Raw genomic sequence first — 16,183 nt, forward strand, 5'->3', positions numbered from 1 at the left:
CTCAAGGACTGGCGACGCATCCATACCCGCTACGACCGATGCGCCCACACGTTCATGTCCGCCATCTGCATCGCCGCAACCGTCATCTTCTGGCTCAATCAATGAGTCCTGAGCCTAGAACGCGCTTTGCTGTCCCACGATGCAAGAATGTTCCACTGATATTCCAGAGTTTTACAAGTTCCTCCTTTGTAAGCTGGGGCACCGGATGATCGCCTAGCCGGACGCCTGTCGGCTCAAACCTGAAGCGTACACCTTTTGGGAAAAAATCTGGGTTGAGGGCCTCTAGCCGAGCAATCAACACGGCGGGTTCGTATCGCTTCTGAATGTTAGTGCCAGTGACATCACCGTGGGCAACCATGCACCCTAATGCTACCGTTTCGCACAATAAACGAAGCTGAAGGTAACAGAACTCTTGGATCATGCGAGGTGCCCAATTTTCGCGATCGTCTATTGCTCGCTCGAGCGAAAATATTCTTATTCTAGCTTCATCCATGAGATTGGCATAAATCTGATGCTCGGCTTTCAGTTTTGGAGCCTCTTTCATGCTTCCTGACTCCAGCCACTAAAATGAAGGCTACCTAGATCTAACCGAACGATTGCACTCAGCTTGACGTTCTCATAGCAAGGGCCCCCAAGTCGGTAAGAGCTGGGAGCTTATCGGTACGATCCAAAGAGAACTCACCCCCGCTTCGCCCGCTTCGCCACCGCGCTAAGCCCCTTCGTCAGCTGCACCAGCCCATTCAGCCGCGCTTCGGGCGTGCCCCATGCGCGGTTGATTACCAGCTTGTTGTCCGGGCGCAGTTTGGCGGTTCCCTTCAACCGGTCGATATAGGCGAAGAGGCCGGCGGGTTCGGGGAAGCTGTCATTGTGGAACGAGACGAGCGTGCCCTTGGCGCCGACGTCGATCTTGGCGATGTGGGCGGCGATGGCCTGGCGTTTGATTTCGATGAGCTTGAGGAGGTTCTGCGTCGGGCCGGGGAGGGGGCCGAAGCGGTCGATCATTTCGGCAGCGAGGGCTTCGACGGCGTCTGCGCCTTCGGCATCGTTCATGCGGCGGTAGAGCGCCATGCGGACGGCGAGATCGGGGACGTAGTTTTCCGGGATCATGATCGGCGCATCGACGGTGATCTGGGGGCTTAGAGCGCTGCGTTCGCGGGCGAGGCCGATTTCGCCGGCCTTGGCGGCGACGATCGCGTCTTCGAGCATCGACTGGTAGAGCTCGAAGCCGACTTCGCGGACGTGGCCGGACTGTTCGTCGCCGAGGAGGTTGCCTGCGCCGCGCAGATCGAGGTCGTGGCTGGCGAGCTGGAAGCCGGCGCCGAGGGAATCGAGGTCGCTCAGCACCTTAAGGCGCTTTTCGGCTACTTCGGAGAGGGCCTGATTTTCAGGATAGGTGAGGTAGGCGTAGGCGCGCAGCTTGCCGCGCCCGACGCGGCCTCTGAGCTGGTAGAGCTGGGCGAGGCCGAAGCGGTCTGCGCGGTGGAGCACGATGGTGTTGGCGCTGGGGATATCGAGGCCGCTCTCGACGATGGTGGTCGAGAGGAGGACTTCGTAGCGCTTCTCGTAGAAGGCGCCCATGCGGTCTTCGACCTCGGTGGGGCTCATCTGGCCGTGGGCGGAGACGTAGCGGATCTCGGGCACGTTGAGGCGGAGCCATTCCTCGAGATCGGGCATGTCGGCGATGCGCGGGACGACGATGAAGCTTTGGCCGCCGCGCTGGTGCTCGCGCATCAGGGCCTCGCGCATGGTGACGTCGTCCCACGGCATGACGTAGGTGCGCACGGCGAGGCGGTCGACCGGCGGGGTCTGGATCGTGGAAAGCTCGCGCAGGCCGGACATCGCCATCTGCAGGGTGCGCGGGATCGGCGTGGCGGTGAGGGTGAGGACGTGGACGTCGGCCTTGAGCTCCTTGAGGCGCTCCTTGTGGACGACGCCGAAGCGCTGTTCTTCGTCGACAATGACGAGGCCGAGCCGCTTGAATTCGAGGCCCTTGGAAAGGAGCGCGTGGGTGCCGATGACGACATCGACGGTGCCGGCCGCAAGGCCCTCCTTGGTGGCGGCAGCTTCCTTGGCGGGCACAAGGCGCGAGAGGCGGCCGACTTCGAGGGGGAAGCCGCTGAAGCGCTCGACAAAGGCGGTGTAGTGCTGGCGGGCCAGGAGGGTGGTCGGCGCGATGACGGCGACCTGCTTGCCTGCCATGGCCGCGACGAAGGCAGCGCGCAGGGCGACTTCGGTCTTGCCGAAGCCGACATCGCCGCAGACGAGGCGGTCCATCGGCTTGCCGCTGGCGAGATCGCCGAGGACGTCCTCGATGGCGCGTTCCTGATCGTCGGTCTCGGCCCAGGGGAAGCGGTCGACGAAGGGGCCGTAGCTGGCGGGATCGGGGGCGAGGGTATCGGCTTCGCGCAGGGCGCGCAGGGCGGCGGTCTGCATGAGCTGGCCGGCGATCTCGAGGATGCGCTCGCGCATCTTCGCCTTGCGGCGCTGCCATGCCTCGCCGCCGAGCTTGTCGAGCTGGATGCCTTCGGCATCGTGCCCGTAGCGCGAGAGGACGTCGAGGTTTTCGACCGGGATGTAGAGCTTGTCGCCGCCGGCGTATTCCAGTTGGACGCAGTCGTGCGGGCTGTCGCCCACCGCGACCGGCACGAGGCCGATGTAGCGGCCGATGCCGTGCTCCATGTGGACGACGAGATCGCCGGTGCCGAGCGCGGCGAGTTCGGCGAGGAAGGCGTCGGCATCCTTGCGCTTGCGCTTGGGGCGCACGAGCCGGTCGCCGAGGATGTCCTGCTCGGTGAGGACTTCGACATCGCCGCTGGAGAAGCCCTGTTCGAGGGGCAAGACGACGGCGGCGGGCTTGCCGGTGGCGGCGGCGCCGAGGGCTTCCTGCCAGGTATCGGCGAGGATCGGAGGCGCTTTGCCGGCATCGCCCAGCAGCGAGGCGAGGCGGCTGCGCGAACCGGCGGAGTAGGCCGCGATGATCGCCTTGTGGCCGCGCGTGGCGAGGGCGGCGAGGTGCTTGGCGGCGGCTTCGTAGATATTGGCGCCGGACGCGCGTTCTGGGGCGAAATCGCGCGGGGGGCCGAAGCCGAAATCGAGGACGCGGGTGCTCTCGGGCTCGGCGAACTGGCTCATGCGGTGGACGGGCCAGCCGATGAGGGCGCGGTCGAATTCGTCGCGGCTGAGGTAGAGCGCGGTTTCAGCGAGCGGGCGGTAGGTGGTGCTGCCGCCGCGTGCGCTGCTTTCGGCGCGGGCCTGGCGGTAGTCGGCGATGTCGGCGAGGCGTTCCTCGGCGGCCTTGGCGGCGGCGGCGTCGAGGAGAATGAGGTCGCCGTCAGAAAGGTGATCGAAGAGCGTGACGAGGCGGTCTTCGAGGAGGGGGAGCCAATGCTCCATGCCGGCGAGGCGGCGGCCGTCGCTGACTGCCTGATAGAGCGGATCGGCGGTGGCGTTGGCGCCGAACAGCTCGCGGTAGCGGGTGCGGAAGCGGCGGATGGACTCTTCGTCGAGCAGGGCCTCGCTGGCGGGGAGCAGCAAGTGCGACTGGACGGGCTGGACCGAGCGCTGGGTGGCGGGATCGAAGAGGCGCATCGTCTCGATCTCGTCGCCGAAGAAATCGAGGCGCAGGCCGTGGGAAAGGCCGCTGGGGTAGAGATCGAAGACCGAGCCGCGCACGGCGTATTCGCCGGAATCGACGACGGTATCGACGCGGGAGTAGCCTTGGCGCTGGACGAGGGCGATCAGGGCGTCGCGGGCGATTTCCTGACCGACGCGCAGCGCACGGACCGATTCGCGCACGCGGAACGGCGTGAGCGTCCGCTGGAGCAGCGCGTTGATCGTGGTGACGAAGAGCTGCGGGCCCTCGAGCGGCTGCTGCAGTGCATGAAGCGCGGCGAGGCGGCGCGCGCTGACCGACATGGCGGGCGAGGCGCGGTCGAAGGGGAGGCAGTCCCAAGCGGGGTATTCGGCGACGTCGAGCTCGGGCGCGAAGAACTGGGCGCTCTGTGTGACGGCGCGCATGGCGGCATCGTCGGCCGCGATGAAGATCGTGCGCTTGGGTGTTTTGCCGGTGGCAGCGGCGCGGGCGAGGTCGGCGAGGACAAGGGGCTGCGCCCCGCGGGCGATCGAAGCGAGGGTGAGCGGCGTCGTGGCCGACAGGATGCGGGACGGATCGGGCATGCGGGAAAAGGGTCGCTAGGTCAGCGCGGGATATCGACGTAGTCGAGGCGGCGCATGGCGTCCATCTCTGCGCCAGCGAAGGCTTCGGGAACAGGCTGGGTGCCAAGCGCCCAGGCCATGACGTCGACGTCGTCTTCCTCAAGCAGGCGCTCGAACCAATCGAGCGCGGCTTCATTCCAGCCTTTGTGGCGCGTGTCGAAGAAGCAGCCGATCATGTAGTCCGCCTCGCGCGTGCCGCGATGCCAGGCGCGGAACTTCATCCGGGCGAGGCGGTGGCTGAGGCCAGAGTCGCCCCCAGAGTCGCTATGCGTGTCGTTGTCGTTCATTCGGGCGCCGATACGCCTTGTGGGCCGGGCGGGGCAAGCGCGAAGCCGGACGCCCGAAAGGACGGCTATCTCAGGCCCGGAGCGCTGCGAGCACTTCGGTGCCGGACCGGCCCACCATGTCCTTGGCGAGTTCGCCCCGCAGAACGGCTGTCAGCTGGCCATGGTAGTGCGGACGCAATTCACCCAACGCGCGCGGTGAGGCGATGATCACGAGATCGTGGATGCGGTGCGCCAGCACTTCAGCATTGAGCCATTGGACGACCGCCGCGCCGTGCTGGGCCTCGATCACCTGGCTGGCCGGATCATGGCCGCTCATATGCCCGTGCTGCCCGCCCGAGGCATGGCCGTGTAGATCGAGCGCGGGCACAGCCTGAGCTTCGAGGACGGGTTCGCTTTCGGTGCCGCTGTTGCGCATCAAGGCAAAGTGCGCGCCATCGACGATGACGACAATGGTTCCGTGGGGGACATGCATCTGCGTGGGTTCCTGCGCTGTGAAGGTTCAGTCTGAACGTTCGAGGGGCCGTGATGGGCCCGGAGAAAGCCCGCATCCATGTGCTTGATCAAATGGTCCGGGGTGTGGCGCTTCGCGGTGGGCGTGACTATGGATGGTGGTGATGCGTCCCGATCTGCTCAATCCGCTGTTTGCCGAGACCGAGGGCCTCAAGGGCGTGGGGCCGGGGCTGGCGCGGCCTTTGGGCAAGCTGGGCCTGACGCGGGTCCGGGACCTTGTCTATCACCTGCCGGACCGGTTCGTGGCGCGGCGAGCGGTCGGCGATCTCGATGAGGCGGCGGTCGGCGAGCAGATCGTGATAGCATTGACGGCGCGCGAACACCGGTCGAGCACGGGGCGCGGGCCTTACCGGATCATGGCCGAGGACGCGCTGGGTAACTACGTGGCACTCGTTTGGTTCGGGCGGGCTTCGTATACGGCAAAGAAGCTGCTGCCGGTGGGCGAGAAGCGCTGGGTGGCCGGGCGGCTCGATCAGTACGGGCAGTCGTGGCAGATCGTCCACCCCGAGCACATTGCCGAGGACAGCGCCGCGCTAGCGGGGACGCTCAACGAAGCGGTCTATCCGCTGACCGAGGGGCTGACGCAGGGACGGATCGGTGCGCTGGTCGGGCAGGCGATGGCGATGGTGCCCGAACTGCCGGAGTGGATCGAGCCGGGACTCCTCGCGAAGGAAGGCTGGCCAAATTGGAAGGACGCGCTAGGGCGGGCGCACAAGGGCGCTGATGCGGTGGCGCGCGACCGGCTTGCCTATGATGAACTGCTGGCGAACAGCCTTGCGCTGATGCTGGTGAAGGCGAGCAACCGGTCGCGGCGGACGGTGCCGCTGCGGGGCGATGGGCGGCTGCGCGAGAAGCTGCGGCTGCCGTTTGCGCTGACGGGGGCGCAGGCGCGCTCGGTGGCGGAGATCGAAAGCGACATTGCGCAGGACGCGCCGATGCTGCGGCTGCTGCAGGGCGATGTGGGTTCGGGCAAGACGGCGGTGGCGCTTCATGCCATGTTGATTGCGGTGGAAGCGGGGGCGCAAGCGGCGCTGCTGGCGCCGACCGAGATTCTGGCGCGGCAGCACGCGGAGACGTTGCAGCGCATGGCGGCGGGGACGGGGGTGCAGATTGCGCTCCTCACCGGCAAGACCACGCAGCGCGGCGGCGCGAAGGCGCGCGAGGCGATCCTGATGGGGCTACTGGACGGCACCATCGATATCGTGGTGGGTACCCATGCCATCTTTCAGGAGAGCGTGAGCTACCGCAATCTCGCGCTTGTAGTGATCGACGAGCAGCACCGCTTCGGCGTCGGCCAGCGGCTGATGCTGACACAGAAGGGCAAGGCTACTCCGCATTGCCTTGCCATGACCGCAACGCCGATCCCGCGAACGCTGACGCTCGCGCAATATGGCGAGATGGAGGTTTCCAAGCTCGACGAGATGCCGCCGGGACGCCAGCCGATCGACACGCGTGTGGTCGCGGTGGAGCGCATGCCGGAGGTTGTCGAGGGGCTGGCGCGGCATCTGGCGACCGGCGCGCAGGCCTATTGGGTCTGCCCGATGGTGCGTGAGAACGAGAGCGCCGATCTTGCCGCGGCGGAAGCGCGCTTTGCCGAGATGCAGTTGCGGTTCGGCGATCAGGTCGTGCTGGTCCACGGGCAGCTCAGGCCCGAGGTAAAGGACGCCGCAATGGAGCGCTTCGTGCGCGGCGAGGCGAAGCTGCTGGTGGCGACCACGGTGATCGAGGTCGGCGTCGATGTGCCCGCGGCCAGCCTGATGGTAATCGAGCAGGCGGAACGGTTCGGCCTGGCGCAATTGCACCAGCTGCGGGGCCGCGTGGGGCGCGGGTCGGCAAAATCGACCTGTCTGCTGCTGCGCGGCGAGGCGCTTTCGGAAGTGGGGCGCGAGCGATTGGCGCTGATGCGCGAGACGCAGGACGGATTTCGCCTTGCCGAGGAGGACTTGCGCCTGCGCGGTGGAGGCGAACTGCTTGGCACACGGCAATCGGGCGATACGCCCTTTCGGGTAGCAGACTTCGAACAGATTGCCCGGCTGCTCCCGCTCGCGCATGACGACGCGCGGCTGCTGATGGAGCGCGATGGCGGGCTGGACTCCCCGAGAGGGCAGGCGGCGCGGGCGCTGCTCTATCTGTTCGAGCGCGATTGGGGTGTGCAGCTGCTGCGCGGTGGATAGTTCTGGAAGGACTGAGTTTGAAGCGTGTTTCTGAAGCAGCCCGGGCGCTGGGCTATGCGGGACTTCTGCCGCAAGTCGCGGCGCTGCTGGCGGTGTTCAAGGGCGCAGAATGGGCATGGACCGCGCTGGCGCTTGCTTATGCCTATGCGGCGCTGATCTTCAGTTTTCTTGGCGGTGTGTGGTGGGGCATCGGGATTGCCCGACCGGAAAGCCCGCGCTGGATTTTCCTTGCCGGCGTCTCGCCCTCGCTGATCGCACTGGCACTGTGGTGGCCGTGGATGGCGGGCTGGAGCTGGCCGGGGCCGGAGCTGATTGCGCTGGGCCTGTGCATTGCCGCATCGCCGCTGGTCGATCTCGCCATCGGGCTGAAGCCGGACGGGTGGCTGGCACTGCGGCGCAATCTCTCGATCGGCCTTGGCGGGCTCAGCGTGCTGATTGGGCTGATGGCGGAGCGTGCTGCAGGCGTTTGAGGAAAGACGGGGCCTGAGGCGGCCCACGCAGCTTGTGATGGAAACGAAGTGGTCGGGGAAAGAGGATTCGAACCTCCGGCCCCTGCCTCCCGAAGACAGTGCTCTACCAGGCTGAGCTATTCCCCGACCGATCGTTCACCTCCGAAAGCCCAAGGATGGGCGCCCGGAAGCAAGGCAGGGGCGCGCTATAGGCGGGGGATTTGAGGGTGACAAGCACCCTTTTGCAGGATTTTGCGCAGCCGCTTAAGCGGCGCGGCTCAGCATGGAGGGCGCGGCCTGCCCGATGCTGGAAATGCGGAAACGGGCGACGAGGTCGCGAAGTGTTTCAGCCTCGCGCATCAGGCTGTGCGCTGCCGCGTTGCTTTCCTCCACCATTGCGGCGTTCTGCTGGGTGAACTTGTCGATCCGGGAGAAACTGGCGTTCACGCTACTCAGGTCGTCGGCCTGCTGTGCAGCTTCCTCCGTAATCTCGCCAATCGCGCCACTGATGTCCGTGATCTGGTCCACGATCCGGCGCAAGGCTGTGCCAGTCTCGCCCACGAGTTCGACGCCTGTGACAACCTGCGCCGACGATGCGTTGATGAGCGTCTTGATCTCGTGTGCCGCATCGGCGCTGCGTTGGGCAAGTGCGCGCACTTCAGTGGCGACCACGGCAAAACCCTTGCCTGCTTCTCCGGCGCGGGCCGCTTCGACCCCGGCGTTGAGCGCAAGGAGATTGGTCTGGAAGGCAATGCCGTCGATGATCGTGACGATCTGAGAGATCTCGTTCGAGGACTGTTCGATCGCGGTCATTGCCGAGACGGCGCGCTGAACCACGGCTCCCCCGATCATTGCGTCATCCCGTGCCGCCGCGGTTGCGCGGTTGGTTGCGTCGGCGCGTTTGGCTGAGTTGCGGATAGCCGCTGAGAGACGATTCGTATCTTCACTGTTTTGGGCAATGGCATTTGCCTGCTCTTCTGTCCGGCGGGCAAGGTCATCTGACGCGGTGCGGATTTCGCCCGAGCCTGTCGCCATCTGGGTTGCCGCTTGGACAACACGGCCAAGCAGGCGATCGAGATCTGCAGCCGCGCTGTTCAATGAGGTCCGCAGCGCTTCATATGCTGGCGGGAATGAGCGTTCGATACGCGCTGCAAGATCGCCATCGGCAAGCGCATCCAGCCGGGTACCGAGTGCTTCGATGACAACGGCCTGTTCAGCGGCGATCCGATTGCGTTCTGCGGCCGATTCTGCCTCCAGTCGCGCCCGTTCTGCATTCGCCAAGGCCTGGTTGACGACGAGACGCGCAACCTGTTCGCACAGAATGACGAGGATGGCTGTCTCCAGCACCACGACTGCGGCGTGAAAGAGCACGCGCCCGAATTCGCTGCTACCGGTCCAGATTATGCCGGGCGCAAAGATGTTCCCGAGCAGGTGATGTACCGCCGTCAGTGCAGCGGCGCATACAACGGGCTTCCAATCCGCCATGACCGCAATCATGGCGAGTGCGGCAAAGAAGACCATGTGGATATCGACCATGAGCGGCGCGCCAGCCCATTGATAGAGCAGGATCATGGGCATCGCGGCAACCGCGCTGCCCATGGCGAGGCGGGTTGCAACATCGGCATGTCCCTGCATTACAAGCCACAACGGGATTGCCGCCACCGCGAGCGCCAGCAGGAGCGGCATCACACCGCTCGACGCGGCTACGCAGCCGCCGCCGATGATGATCAGTGCCAGGAAACACGTGGCAGCAAGGACCTTGAGGCCATTGCGGCGGACGGCGAGGAGTTCATCCATGGGGCGAGGCTTTCGGGGGCTGGCAAAGAAATGACGGGATGGCGACGGCAAGCGCACCTTCGCGCATGGCGCGCATGCCGAGGCCGGGCGGCGGGGATATCAGGATCAGGCCGCCGAAGGGGCCTGCGCCGTTCAGTTTAGCGCCGTTCTCGAGCGCCCAATCGAGCGCGGCACGCGGGCTGCCGGGAACAAATGGTACGTAGAGCGCAGCAAGGCCGGGGCGTGGGGCAAGTTCGGCCACGGCGACCACACCTGCCAGCACGGCGCATTGCACGGCGAGCGCAAAACGGGGACTGACGAAGATGGACGGAGCGGCGGGCATTCCATGAGCTTAGTCCGATGCGGACTTAAACGCTGGAAGGACGGGATTAAGGTTAACTGCGTATTCCTGGTGCTGGTCAGTTCGGCGGGACATGGCTAGACAGAGGGCATGGCCACAGCCGCTTCCCCTTCGCGAGTCCCCGCGCCATCAGCGCATCCCGAACAGCAATATCTCGATCTGATGCGGCGCATCTGGGAAGAGGGTGACGAGCGGGTGGACCGCACGGGCATCGGCACACGCAGCGTTTTCGGCGCGCAATTGCGGTTTGATCTGGCGGGCGGCGCGATGCCGCTGCTGACGACCAAACGCGTCTATTGGAAGACAGCGACGCGCGAGTTCCTGTGGTTTCTGACCGGGCGCACCAATATCCGCGAGCTATGCGCGCAAGGCGTGGAAATCTGGACGGATTGGCCGCTCGACCGCTATCGGCGCGAGACCGGGGAGCAGATCTCACGCTCGGACTTTTCGGCGCGGATCGTGGCGGATGCGGAATTCGCCGAGGCGTGGGGCGATCTGGGGCCGGTCTACGGCAAGCAGTGGACGGACTGGCCGGTTTATGAGCCGGCGGGGGACGGGCTCTATGCGCGGCGCGCATCGGGTGTGAACCAGGTGGCTCAAGTGGTCGAAAGCCTCAGGAAGAAGCCCGGCAGCCGGCGCCATATCGTCGAAGGCTGGAACGTGGCGGAGCTGGACCGGATGGCACTGCCGCCGTGCCACAAGACCTATCAGTTCCATGTCGCGGACGGGAAGCTTTCGGGGCTGCTTTATCAGCGCAGCTGCGACGTTGCGCTGGGGCTGCCGTTCAATCTGTGGGGCGGCGCGCTGTTCATCCGGATGCTGGCCCAGCAGTGCGATCTGGAGCCGGGTGAGCTGGTGTGGATGGGGGGCGATACGCACCTCTATCTCAACCATGCCGAGCTGGTGGAAGCGCAGTTGGCGCGGGTGCCGGCGGGTAGCCCGAAGCTGGAGATTGTGCGGCGACCGGAGAGCATTTTCGATTACCGGATCGAGGACTTCGAAGTGCCCGGTTATGCCCCGCAAGCGCACATTGCTGCGCCGGTTGCGGTTTGATTGACTCGGAAAGTGCGTTGTAATAATATTATGCGATGAGCTAATAATGCGTCTCCGACAAAGGAGGCGCCGGGAGTGTCCGATGCTGGCGTCCTTCGCATGACCGATACCAAGCGCAGCAATCTTCCGCCGCTGCAGTTGCACGTTCCCGAACCGCGCTTCCGCCCTGGCGATGCGGTCGATTACCGCCATCTGGTGATCCCCGCGCCGGGTGTTCAGCCAAAGCCGGACGAGACGTGCGCAGCGAGCGAAACGCACCCGCTGTGCCTCGATCTGGTGCGCGTGCTAGGCGAAGATCACAAGGCGGTCGGGCCATGGGATCCAAAGCTAGACCCCGAGACGCTGCGGCGGATGCTGCGGCTGATGGCGCTGACGCGGGCCTTCGATGACCGGATGTATCGCGGGCAGCGGCAGGGCAAGACAAGCTTCTACATGAAATGCACCGGTGAGGAGGCGACCTCAATCGCGCCCGCGATGGCGCTCGCTAGCGACGACATGGTGTTCCCCAGCTACCGCCAGCAGGGCATCCTGATCACGCGCGGCTATCCGATGGTCGACATGATCAACCAGATCTATTCGAACAAGGCCGATAAGCTGAAGGGGCGCCAGCTGCCGATCATGTATTCGGCAAAGGAAGCCTCGTTCTTCTCGATCTCGGGCAACCTTGCCACGCAATATCCGCAGGCGGTGGGCTGGGCGATGGCCAGCGCGATTCGAGGTGATACCCGGATTGCGGCGGCGTGGTTGGGCGAGGGATCGACTGCGGAAGGGGACTTCCATTCGGCGATGACGTTTGCCGCGGTCTACAACGCGCCGGTGGTGTTCAATGTCGTCAACAACCAGTGGGCGATCTCGAGCTTTTCAGGGTTTGCGGGCGCGGAGCGGACGACCTTTGCAGCGCGGGCCATCGGCTATGGCATTGCGGGGTTGCGCGTGGATGGCAACGATCCGCTCGCTGTTTATGCCGCTACGCGCTGGGCGGCGAACCGGGCGCGGGCCAATGGCGGGCCGACGCTGATCGAGCATTTTACTTATCGTGCGGAGGGGCATTCGACCTCGGACGATCCGGGCCAGTACCGTTCGGTGCAAGAGCGCAGCGAGTGGCCGCTGGGCGATCCGATCGCGCGGCTTGCGGCGCATCTGGAAGCGCTCGGCGAATGGACGCCGGAAGCGCATGCCGCGATGGATCTTGAGCTTGCCGAACAGGTAAAGGCGGCAGCCAAGGCGGCGGAGGCCAACGGCGTGCTGGGGCACGGCTTGCACCACCCGTTCCGCACGCTGTTCGAGGACGTGTTCGAGGAACTGCCCTGGCACCTCAAGGAACAGAGCGAGCAGGCGATCCGCGAGCGCCGTATCAAATGGCCCGAATGGAAGGAGGAGGACTCGTGAGCGAGCAGCCTTCCGTGAAGAAGCTCAACATGATCGAGGCGATCAACGACGCGCTCGATGTGATGATGGGGCGGGACAGCAACATCGTCGTGATGGGCGAGGACGTCGGCTATTTCGGCGGCGTGTTCCGCGCGACGGCGGGGCTGCAGAAGAAGTATGGCCGCACGCGCGTGTTTGATACGCCGATTAGCGAATGCGGGATCATCGGCGTGGCGGTGGGCATGGGGGCCTATGGTCTGCGCCCGGTGCCCGAGATCCAGTTCGCCGACTATATCTATCCTGGGCTCGACCAGCTCGTTTCCGAGGCGGCGCGGCTGCGATATCGCTCGGCAGGCGAGTTCACCGCGCCGATCACGGTGCGCTCGCCCTTCGGTGGCGGCATCTTCGGTGGTCAGACGCACAGCCAGAGCCCGGAGGCGCTGTTCACGCACGTATCGGGTATCAAGACCGTGATCCCGAGCACGCCGCACGATGCCAAGGGCCTCCTGATCGCGGCTATCGAGGACAACGATCCGGTGATCTTCTTCGAGCCCAAGCGCATCTACAACGGGCCGTTCAACGGCTACTACGACAAGCCGGTCGAGCCATGGTCGCGGCACAAGGATGGCGCGGTGCCGGAAGGGTACTACCGCATCCCGCTCGGCAAAGCGCGCGTCGTGCGCGAGGGCGAGGCGATGACGGTGCTCGCCTATGGCACGATGGTCCATGTGGCCGAGGCGGTGCTCGCCGAGAAGGGCGTCGATGCCGAGATCATCGACCTGCGCACACTCGTGCCGCTCGATATCGAGACCATCAAGGCCTCGGTCGAGAAGACGGGCCGGTGCCTGATCGTACATGAGGCGACGCGCACGTCCGGCTTTGGTGCGGAGCTTTCCGCGCTGGTGCAGGAACGCTGTTTCTACCACCTCGAGGCGCCGATCGAGCGCGTGACGGGCTTCGACACGCCTTATCCGCACAGCCTTGAGTGGGCGTATTTTCCTGGTCCGGTCCGCATTGGCGAGGCTGTAGACCGTCTTCTGAAGGCCTGACGCCATGGGTACATTCACATTTCGCCTGCCCGATATCGGCGAAGGCATTGCCGAGGCCGAGATTGTCGCGTGGCACATCAAGGTGGGCGATATGGTGGCCGAGGACGGGCGCGTCGCCGATCTGATGACGGACAAGGCGACTGTCGAGATGGAAAGCCCGGTGAGCGGCCGGATCGTCTCGGTTGCTGGCGAAGTGGGCGATGTGATTGCGATCGGCTCGCCGCTCGTGGTGATCGAGACAGACGGGGATGAGGAGGTTGCGCCTGAGGCTGCGGTGATCCCGGATGTGGTTGAAGCGTCGGTGGTTGCCGAGGAGCCGGTTGTGGCCACTGTTCTGCCGGTGGAGCCCGAGACGATTGCTCCGCCTGTCGTGCTGGCTTTGAAAGTCCTTGCAAGCCCGGCCGTGCGTGCGCGGGCCGAGGCACTGGGGATCGATCTGGCAGACGTGAAACCTTCGGAAGAAGGGCGCGTGCGGCATGCGGATCTGGATCAGTTCCTTGCTTACAATGCCGGCGGTGGTTTCCGTCCTGCCGCGACCAAGCGGGCTGACGAAACAGTCAAGGTTATCGGCCTCAGGCGCCGGATTGCCGAAAACATGGCCGCAGCAAAACGGCATATTCCGCATTTCACCTATGTCGAGGAATGCGATGTCACTGTGCTGGAGGAGATGCGCGCACAGCTCAACGAGGCACGAGGGACGAAGCCCAAGCTGACCATGCTGCCGCTGCTGATCACCGCGATCTGCAAGACGCTGCCAGAGTTCCCGATGCTCAACGCGCGTTATGACGACGAGGCGGGCGTGGTGACCCGCCATGGAGCGGTGCATCTGGGCATGGCGACGCAGACACCGGGCGGGCTGATGGTGCCGGTTATCCGCGATGCGCAGGACCGCAATCTGTGGCAATTGGCGAACGAGATCGCGCGGCTTGCGGATGCGGCTCGCAGCGGAACGGCGAATTCGGCGGAGCTTTCGGGTTCGACGATCACGATCACGTCACTCGGCGCGCTGGGCGGGGTGGCGACGACACCGGTGATCAACCGGCCGGAAGTGGCGATCATCGGCCCCAACCGGATTGTCGAGCGGCCGATGTTCGTGCCTGACGGGATGGGCGGCGAGCGTGTGGCCAAGCGCAAGCTGATGAACATTTCCATCAGTTGCGATCACCGCGTGGTCGATGGCTGGGATGCAGCGAGCTTTGTCCAGTCGCTCAAACGGCTGATCGAGACGCCGGTTCTGCTGCTGGCGGATTAACGCACCACGCCGCGCCAGGTCATCTGGCCGTTGCCGGCGAGCGCGAGTTCGCTCGGGATGCGCCAGCGCAGGTGGGTAACGTCCTCGGCATGCGCGGGACGGCTGCGGCCATCTCGACCGCGAACCGTAAGCGCTTCGAGCGCGCCCCAGGTGCGGCCGCCATCGACTGAGACTTCCTGCGTCTCGTCCGTCGCGCCGGCAAAAGCGATCGTGCGCGGGAGCGGGTTGGTGACGGTGAAGCCGCCGTCCTTGCGACCTGACCAGTTGACCACGAAAATCACGCGGTCACCCGGCCGGAGCTGATCGGCGCGTTCCAGGATGCGCGCGGTGCGGCCACCAGGGGCAGGCTGGAAGCGTTCGATGAAGACATCGCTGGCGAACTGCACCCCGCCAAAGTTCGGAGCCGTGGCATGGGCTGCGACCGGCACGAGTGCCGCGCTTGTCGCGCCTGCGACCACGAGTGCCGGAAGGACCGCCCTGTACATCGTTTCAACTGCCCCCAATGGGCGCTGCCTGCGCCGATAGGACCAGAAATGGCACAAGGGCCGATAAAGTTTGGTTAATGTCGGCTTGCGGGCACTGCGCTGGCGCACCGGGATGAAAGCGCGGAGCAGACAAAGAAAAAGGCACCCGAAGGTGCCTTGATCGATTTCCCAATGGCGCGAGTGACGGGACTTGAACCCGCGACCCTCGGCGTGACAGGCCGATACTCTAACCAACTGAGCTACACCCGCTCGCCTTGGGAGCGCCGCATTTATGGGAGGAGTCTCTGGCTGTCAACGCCCTAGATCGGCAAAATTGAGGCAATTTTTGTAGCCCCGGATTTTCCTTTGAAATCAGCCCCAGCGGCCGGTTTCCATCCAAATCAGGAAACGCCGCAGCGGCAGAAGCCAGACTGTTCCGAGAATCACGTAGATGAGTGTCTGCGCGATAACCGGTTGCTTGCTTATGGGCCCGGAAAGGCCCGCCACGATCAGCGCGTAGCCAAACAGGCCAAGGATCAGCGCAAGGATGCCGAAAGGCTTGCGCCAGGTTGGCTTGTAGGTTTCGGGTTCGTCCATCGTGCGTCCGATCAGAAGGGGCCGTATAGCCGCGTGGGCGTTACCACCGCCGCGAGCGGCCTGTCATGCGCCTCGGTGGGCAAGTCCTCGGCAAGCTGGCTATCCCACGCCATGCCGATGGCAGGAACGTGGGGGTGCTTCTCCAGCCAACGATCATAATGACCGCCACCCTGGCCGAGCCGCCAGCCCTCGGCGGTGAAGCCGATGAGGGGGACGAACAGGATATCGGGCGCCAGCGGATCCGCATCGGCAAGCGGCTGCGCAGCGCCATAGGGGCCGGGCTCCAGCAGTTCGTCCAGATGAGGCGAGGCCCAGTGGCGGAACTCCATCGGCGCGTCGCGCCCGGCAAACCATGGCATCGCAATCGAATGGCCGGCCTCATGGAAATGGCGCGCATAGGCGGCCGTAGGCGCCTCGTCACCGACCGCGGCATAGAGGCCGATCGTCGCGCCCGCCGGAACCAGCGCCGAGAGCGCGGCGGGCGGGCGCAAGAATAGGAGCGCCTTGATGCGCGGTTCGAGCGCGGCGACGTGTTCGCGCCGGGCCTTGCGCAGCACCTTGCGCAAGGCGGCCTTGGCGCTGGCTGTGTCGGAAGGGTCCAAGGTCATCTCTACACTTCTGGCCTTGG

General features: G+C 65.1%; 15 protein-coding genes, 2 tRNA genes and 1 pseudogene. 7 read left to right on the forward strand and 11 right to left on the reverse strand.

Translation table 11 applies throughout. The annotated features are described in order from the left end of the window. A pseudogene (locus tag Q0082_RS16935) lies at positions 1-105 on the forward strand (IS5/IS1182 family transposase); the annotation flags it as partial. Here the strand turns inward: Q0082_RS16935 and Q0082_RS16940 are convergent. The 4 genes from Q0082_RS16940 to Q0082_RS16955 all read right to left on the reverse strand — a co-directional run bounded on the left by Q0082_RS16940 (position 95) and on the right by Q0082_RS16955 (position 4,974). Further along, entirely contained in the window at positions 95-544 is a 450-nt protein-coding gene (locus Q0082_RS16940) for a hypothetical protein (RefSeq protein ID WP_298194789.1), read from the reverse strand. The pseudogene Q0082_RS16935 and the gene Q0082_RS16940 sit on opposite strands and share 11 nt — an antisense overlap. A 134-nt stretch (positions 545-678) precedes the next feature. Then, on the reverse strand, positions 679-4,176 hold the full coding sequence (mfd, locus tag Q0082_RS16945) for a transcription-repair coupling factor (RefSeq protein ID WP_298194790.1): 3,498 nt from the start codon (positions 4,174-4,176) through the stop codon (positions 679-681). A 20-nt stretch (positions 4,177-4,196) separates the two neighbouring features. Beyond that, a complete protein-coding gene (locus Q0082_RS16950) occupies positions 4,197-4,502 on the reverse strand; it encodes a succinate dehydrogenase assembly factor 2 (RefSeq protein ID WP_298194791.1) in 306 nt (101 codons plus the stop codon). A gap of 70 nt (positions 4,503-4,572) precedes the next feature. Then, complete coding sequence (locus Q0082_RS16955) at positions 4,573-4,974, reverse strand: host attachment protein (protein ID WP_298194792.1); 402 nt, start codon at positions 4,972-4,974, stop codon at positions 4,573-4,575. A gap of 142 nt (positions 4,975-5,116) precedes the next feature. Between Q0082_RS16955 and recG the strand changes: the two genes are divergently transcribed. Together recG and Q0082_RS16965 are read left to right on the forward strand one after the other, a co-directional pair. Continuing rightward, on the forward strand, positions 5,117-7,186 hold the full coding sequence (gene recG, locus Q0082_RS16960) for an ATP-dependent DNA helicase RecG (protein ID WP_298194793.1): 2,070 nt from the start codon (positions 5,117-5,119) through the stop codon (positions 7,184-7,186). Positions 7,187-7,203: 17 nt separating this feature from the next. Continuing rightward, on the forward strand, positions 7,204-7,656 hold the full coding sequence (locus Q0082_RS16965) for a DUF3429 family protein (RefSeq protein ID WP_298194794.1): 453 nt from the start codon (positions 7,204-7,206) through the stop codon (positions 7,654-7,656). 49 nt (positions 7,657-7,705) lie between these two features. On the opposite strand, the gene Q0082_RS16970 is transcribed toward Q0082_RS16965, so the two are convergent. From Q0082_RS16970 to Q0082_RS16980, 3 genes are all read right to left on the reverse strand, one after another. After that, positions 7,706-7,782 (reverse strand) — tRNA-Pro (locus Q0082_RS16970). A 117-nt stretch (positions 7,783-7,899) separates the two neighbouring features. Further along, positions 7,900-9,432, reverse strand: a complete 1,533-nt coding sequence (locus tag Q0082_RS16975; RefSeq protein ID WP_298194795.1) for a methyl-accepting chemotaxis protein — start codon at positions 9,430-9,432, stop codon at positions 7,900-7,902. Then, positions 9,425-9,754: a hypothetical protein gene (locus tag Q0082_RS16980; protein WP_298194796.1), complete on the reverse strand. Its 330-nt coding sequence runs from the start codon at positions 9,752-9,754 to the stop codon at positions 9,425-9,427. Before Q0082_RS16980 ends, Q0082_RS16975 begins: the two co-directional genes overlap by 8 nt. 108 nt (positions 9,755-9,862) lie before the next feature. Between Q0082_RS16980 and thyA the strand changes: the two genes are divergently transcribed. The 4 genes from thyA (at position 9,863) to Q0082_RS17000 (ending at position 14,494) form a co-directional block, all read left to right on the forward strand. Then, on the forward strand, positions 9,863-10,825 hold the full coding sequence (gene thyA / locus Q0082_RS16985; RefSeq protein ID WP_298194797.1) for a thymidylate synthase: 963 nt from the start codon (positions 9,863-9,865) through the stop codon (positions 10,823-10,825). A 99-nt stretch (positions 10,826-10,924) separates the two neighbouring features. Then, positions 10,925-12,214, forward strand: coding sequence for a thiamine pyrophosphate-dependent enzyme (locus tag Q0082_RS16990; protein WP_298194827.1), 1,290 nt, complete (start codon positions 10,925-10,927; stop codon positions 12,212-12,214). Beyond that, positions 12,193-13,242 carry an alpha-ketoacid dehydrogenase subunit beta gene (locus Q0082_RS16995; protein WP_298194798.1) on the forward strand — a complete coding sequence of 350 codons (1,050 nt, stop codon included), beginning with the start codon at positions 12,193-12,195 and terminating at the stop codon, positions 13,240-13,242. Before Q0082_RS16990 ends, Q0082_RS16995 begins: the two co-directional genes overlap by 22 nt. 4 nt (positions 13,243-13,246) lie before the next feature. Continuing rightward, on the forward strand, positions 13,247-14,494 hold the full coding sequence (locus Q0082_RS17000) for a dihydrolipoamide acetyltransferase family protein (protein WP_298194799.1): 1,248 nt from the start codon (positions 13,247-13,249) through the stop codon (positions 14,492-14,494). Here the strand turns inward: Q0082_RS17000 and Q0082_RS17005 are convergent. The 4 genes from Q0082_RS17005 to Q0082_RS17020 form a co-directional block, all read right to left on the reverse strand. Beyond that, the gene (locus tag Q0082_RS17005) at positions 14,491-14,979 is read right to left on the reverse strand and encodes a hypothetical protein (protein WP_298194800.1); all 489 of its coding nucleotides are present in this window, start codon (positions 14,977-14,979) and stop codon (positions 14,491-14,493) included. The two genes, Q0082_RS17000 and Q0082_RS17005, sit on opposite strands and share 4 nt — an antisense overlap. A 172-nt stretch (positions 14,980-15,151) precedes the next feature. Further along, positions 15,152-15,228: transfer RNA gene (locus Q0082_RS17010), tRNA-Asp, on the reverse strand. A gap of 102 nt (positions 15,229-15,330) precedes the next feature. Beyond that, positions 15,331-15,555: a DUF2842 domain-containing protein gene (locus Q0082_RS17015; protein WP_298194801.1), complete on the reverse strand. Its 225-nt coding sequence runs from the start codon at positions 15,553-15,555 to the stop codon at positions 15,331-15,333. 11 nt (positions 15,556-15,566) lie between these two features. Next, the gene (locus Q0082_RS17020; RefSeq protein WP_298194802.1) at positions 15,567-16,163 is read right to left on the reverse strand and encodes a 5-formyltetrahydrofolate cyclo-ligase; all 597 of its coding nucleotides are present in this window, start codon (positions 16,161-16,163) and stop codon (positions 15,567-15,569) included. Positions 16,164-16,183 lie beyond the last annotated feature (20 nt).

The sequence above is a fragment of the Novosphingobium sp. genome, assembly GCF_027489515.1.
Classification (GTDB): domain Bacteria; phylum Pseudomonadota; class Alphaproteobacteria; order Sphingomonadales; family Sphingomonadaceae; genus Novosphingobium.

What these genes read in the sequence shown, in the direction of transcription:
- mfd (WP_298194790.1), bottom strand. Translation starts at nt 4,176, where the DNA reads ATGCCCGATCCGTCCCGCATCCTGTCGGCCACGACGCCGCTCACCCTC.
- Q0082_RS16975 (WP_298194795.1), bottom strand. Translation starts at nt 9,432, where the DNA reads ATGGATGAACTCCTCGCCGTCCGCCGCAATGGCCTCAAGGTCCTTGCT.
- Q0082_RS17005 (WP_298194800.1), bottom strand. Translation starts at nt 14,979, where the DNA reads ATGTACAGGGCGGTCCTTCCGGCACTCGTGGTCGCAGGCGCGACAAGC.
- Q0082_RS16990 (WP_298194827.1), top strand. Translation starts at nt 10,925, where the DNA reads ATGACCGATACCAAGCGCAGCAATCTTCCGCCGCTGCAGTTGCACGTT.
- Q0082_RS16955 (WP_298194792.1), bottom strand. Translation starts at nt 4,974, where the DNA reads ATGCATGTCCCCCACGGAACCATTGTCGTCATCGTCGATGGCGCGCAC.
- Q0082_RS17000 (WP_298194799.1), top strand. Translation starts at nt 13,247, where the DNA reads ATGGGTACATTCACATTTCGCCTGCCCGATATCGGCGAAGGCATTGCC.
- recG (WP_298194793.1), top strand. Translation starts at nt 5,117, where the DNA reads ATGCGTCCCGATCTGCTCAATCCGCTGTTTGCCGAGACCGAGGGCCTC.
- Q0082_RS16940 (WP_298194789.1), bottom strand. Translation starts at nt 544, where the DNA reads ATGAAAGAGGCTCCAAAACTGAAAGCCGAGCATCAGATTTATGCCAAT.
- Q0082_RS17020 (WP_298194802.1), bottom strand. Translation starts at nt 16,163, where the DNA reads ATGACCTTGGACCCTTCCGACACAGCCAGCGCCAAGGCCGCCTTGCGC.
- Q0082_RS16995 (WP_298194798.1), top strand. Translation starts at nt 12,193, where the DNA reads ATGGAAGGAGGAGGACTCGTGAGCGAGCAGCCTTCCGTGAAGAAGCTC.
- Q0082_RS16950 (WP_298194791.1), bottom strand. Translation starts at nt 4,502, where the DNA reads ATGAACGACAACGACACGCATAGCGACTCTGGGGGCGACTCTGGCCTC.
- Q0082_RS17015 (WP_298194801.1), bottom strand. Translation starts at nt 15,555, where the DNA reads ATGGACGAACCCGAAACCTACAAGCCAACCTGGCGCAAGCCTTTCGGC.
- thyA (WP_298194797.1), top strand. Translation starts at nt 9,863, where the DNA reads ATGGCCACAGCCGCTTCCCCTTCGCGAGTCCCCGCGCCATCAGCGCAT.
- Q0082_RS16980 (WP_298194796.1), bottom strand. Translation starts at nt 9,754, where the DNA reads ATGCCCGCCGCTCCGTCCATCTTCGTCAGTCCCCGTTTTGCGCTCGCC.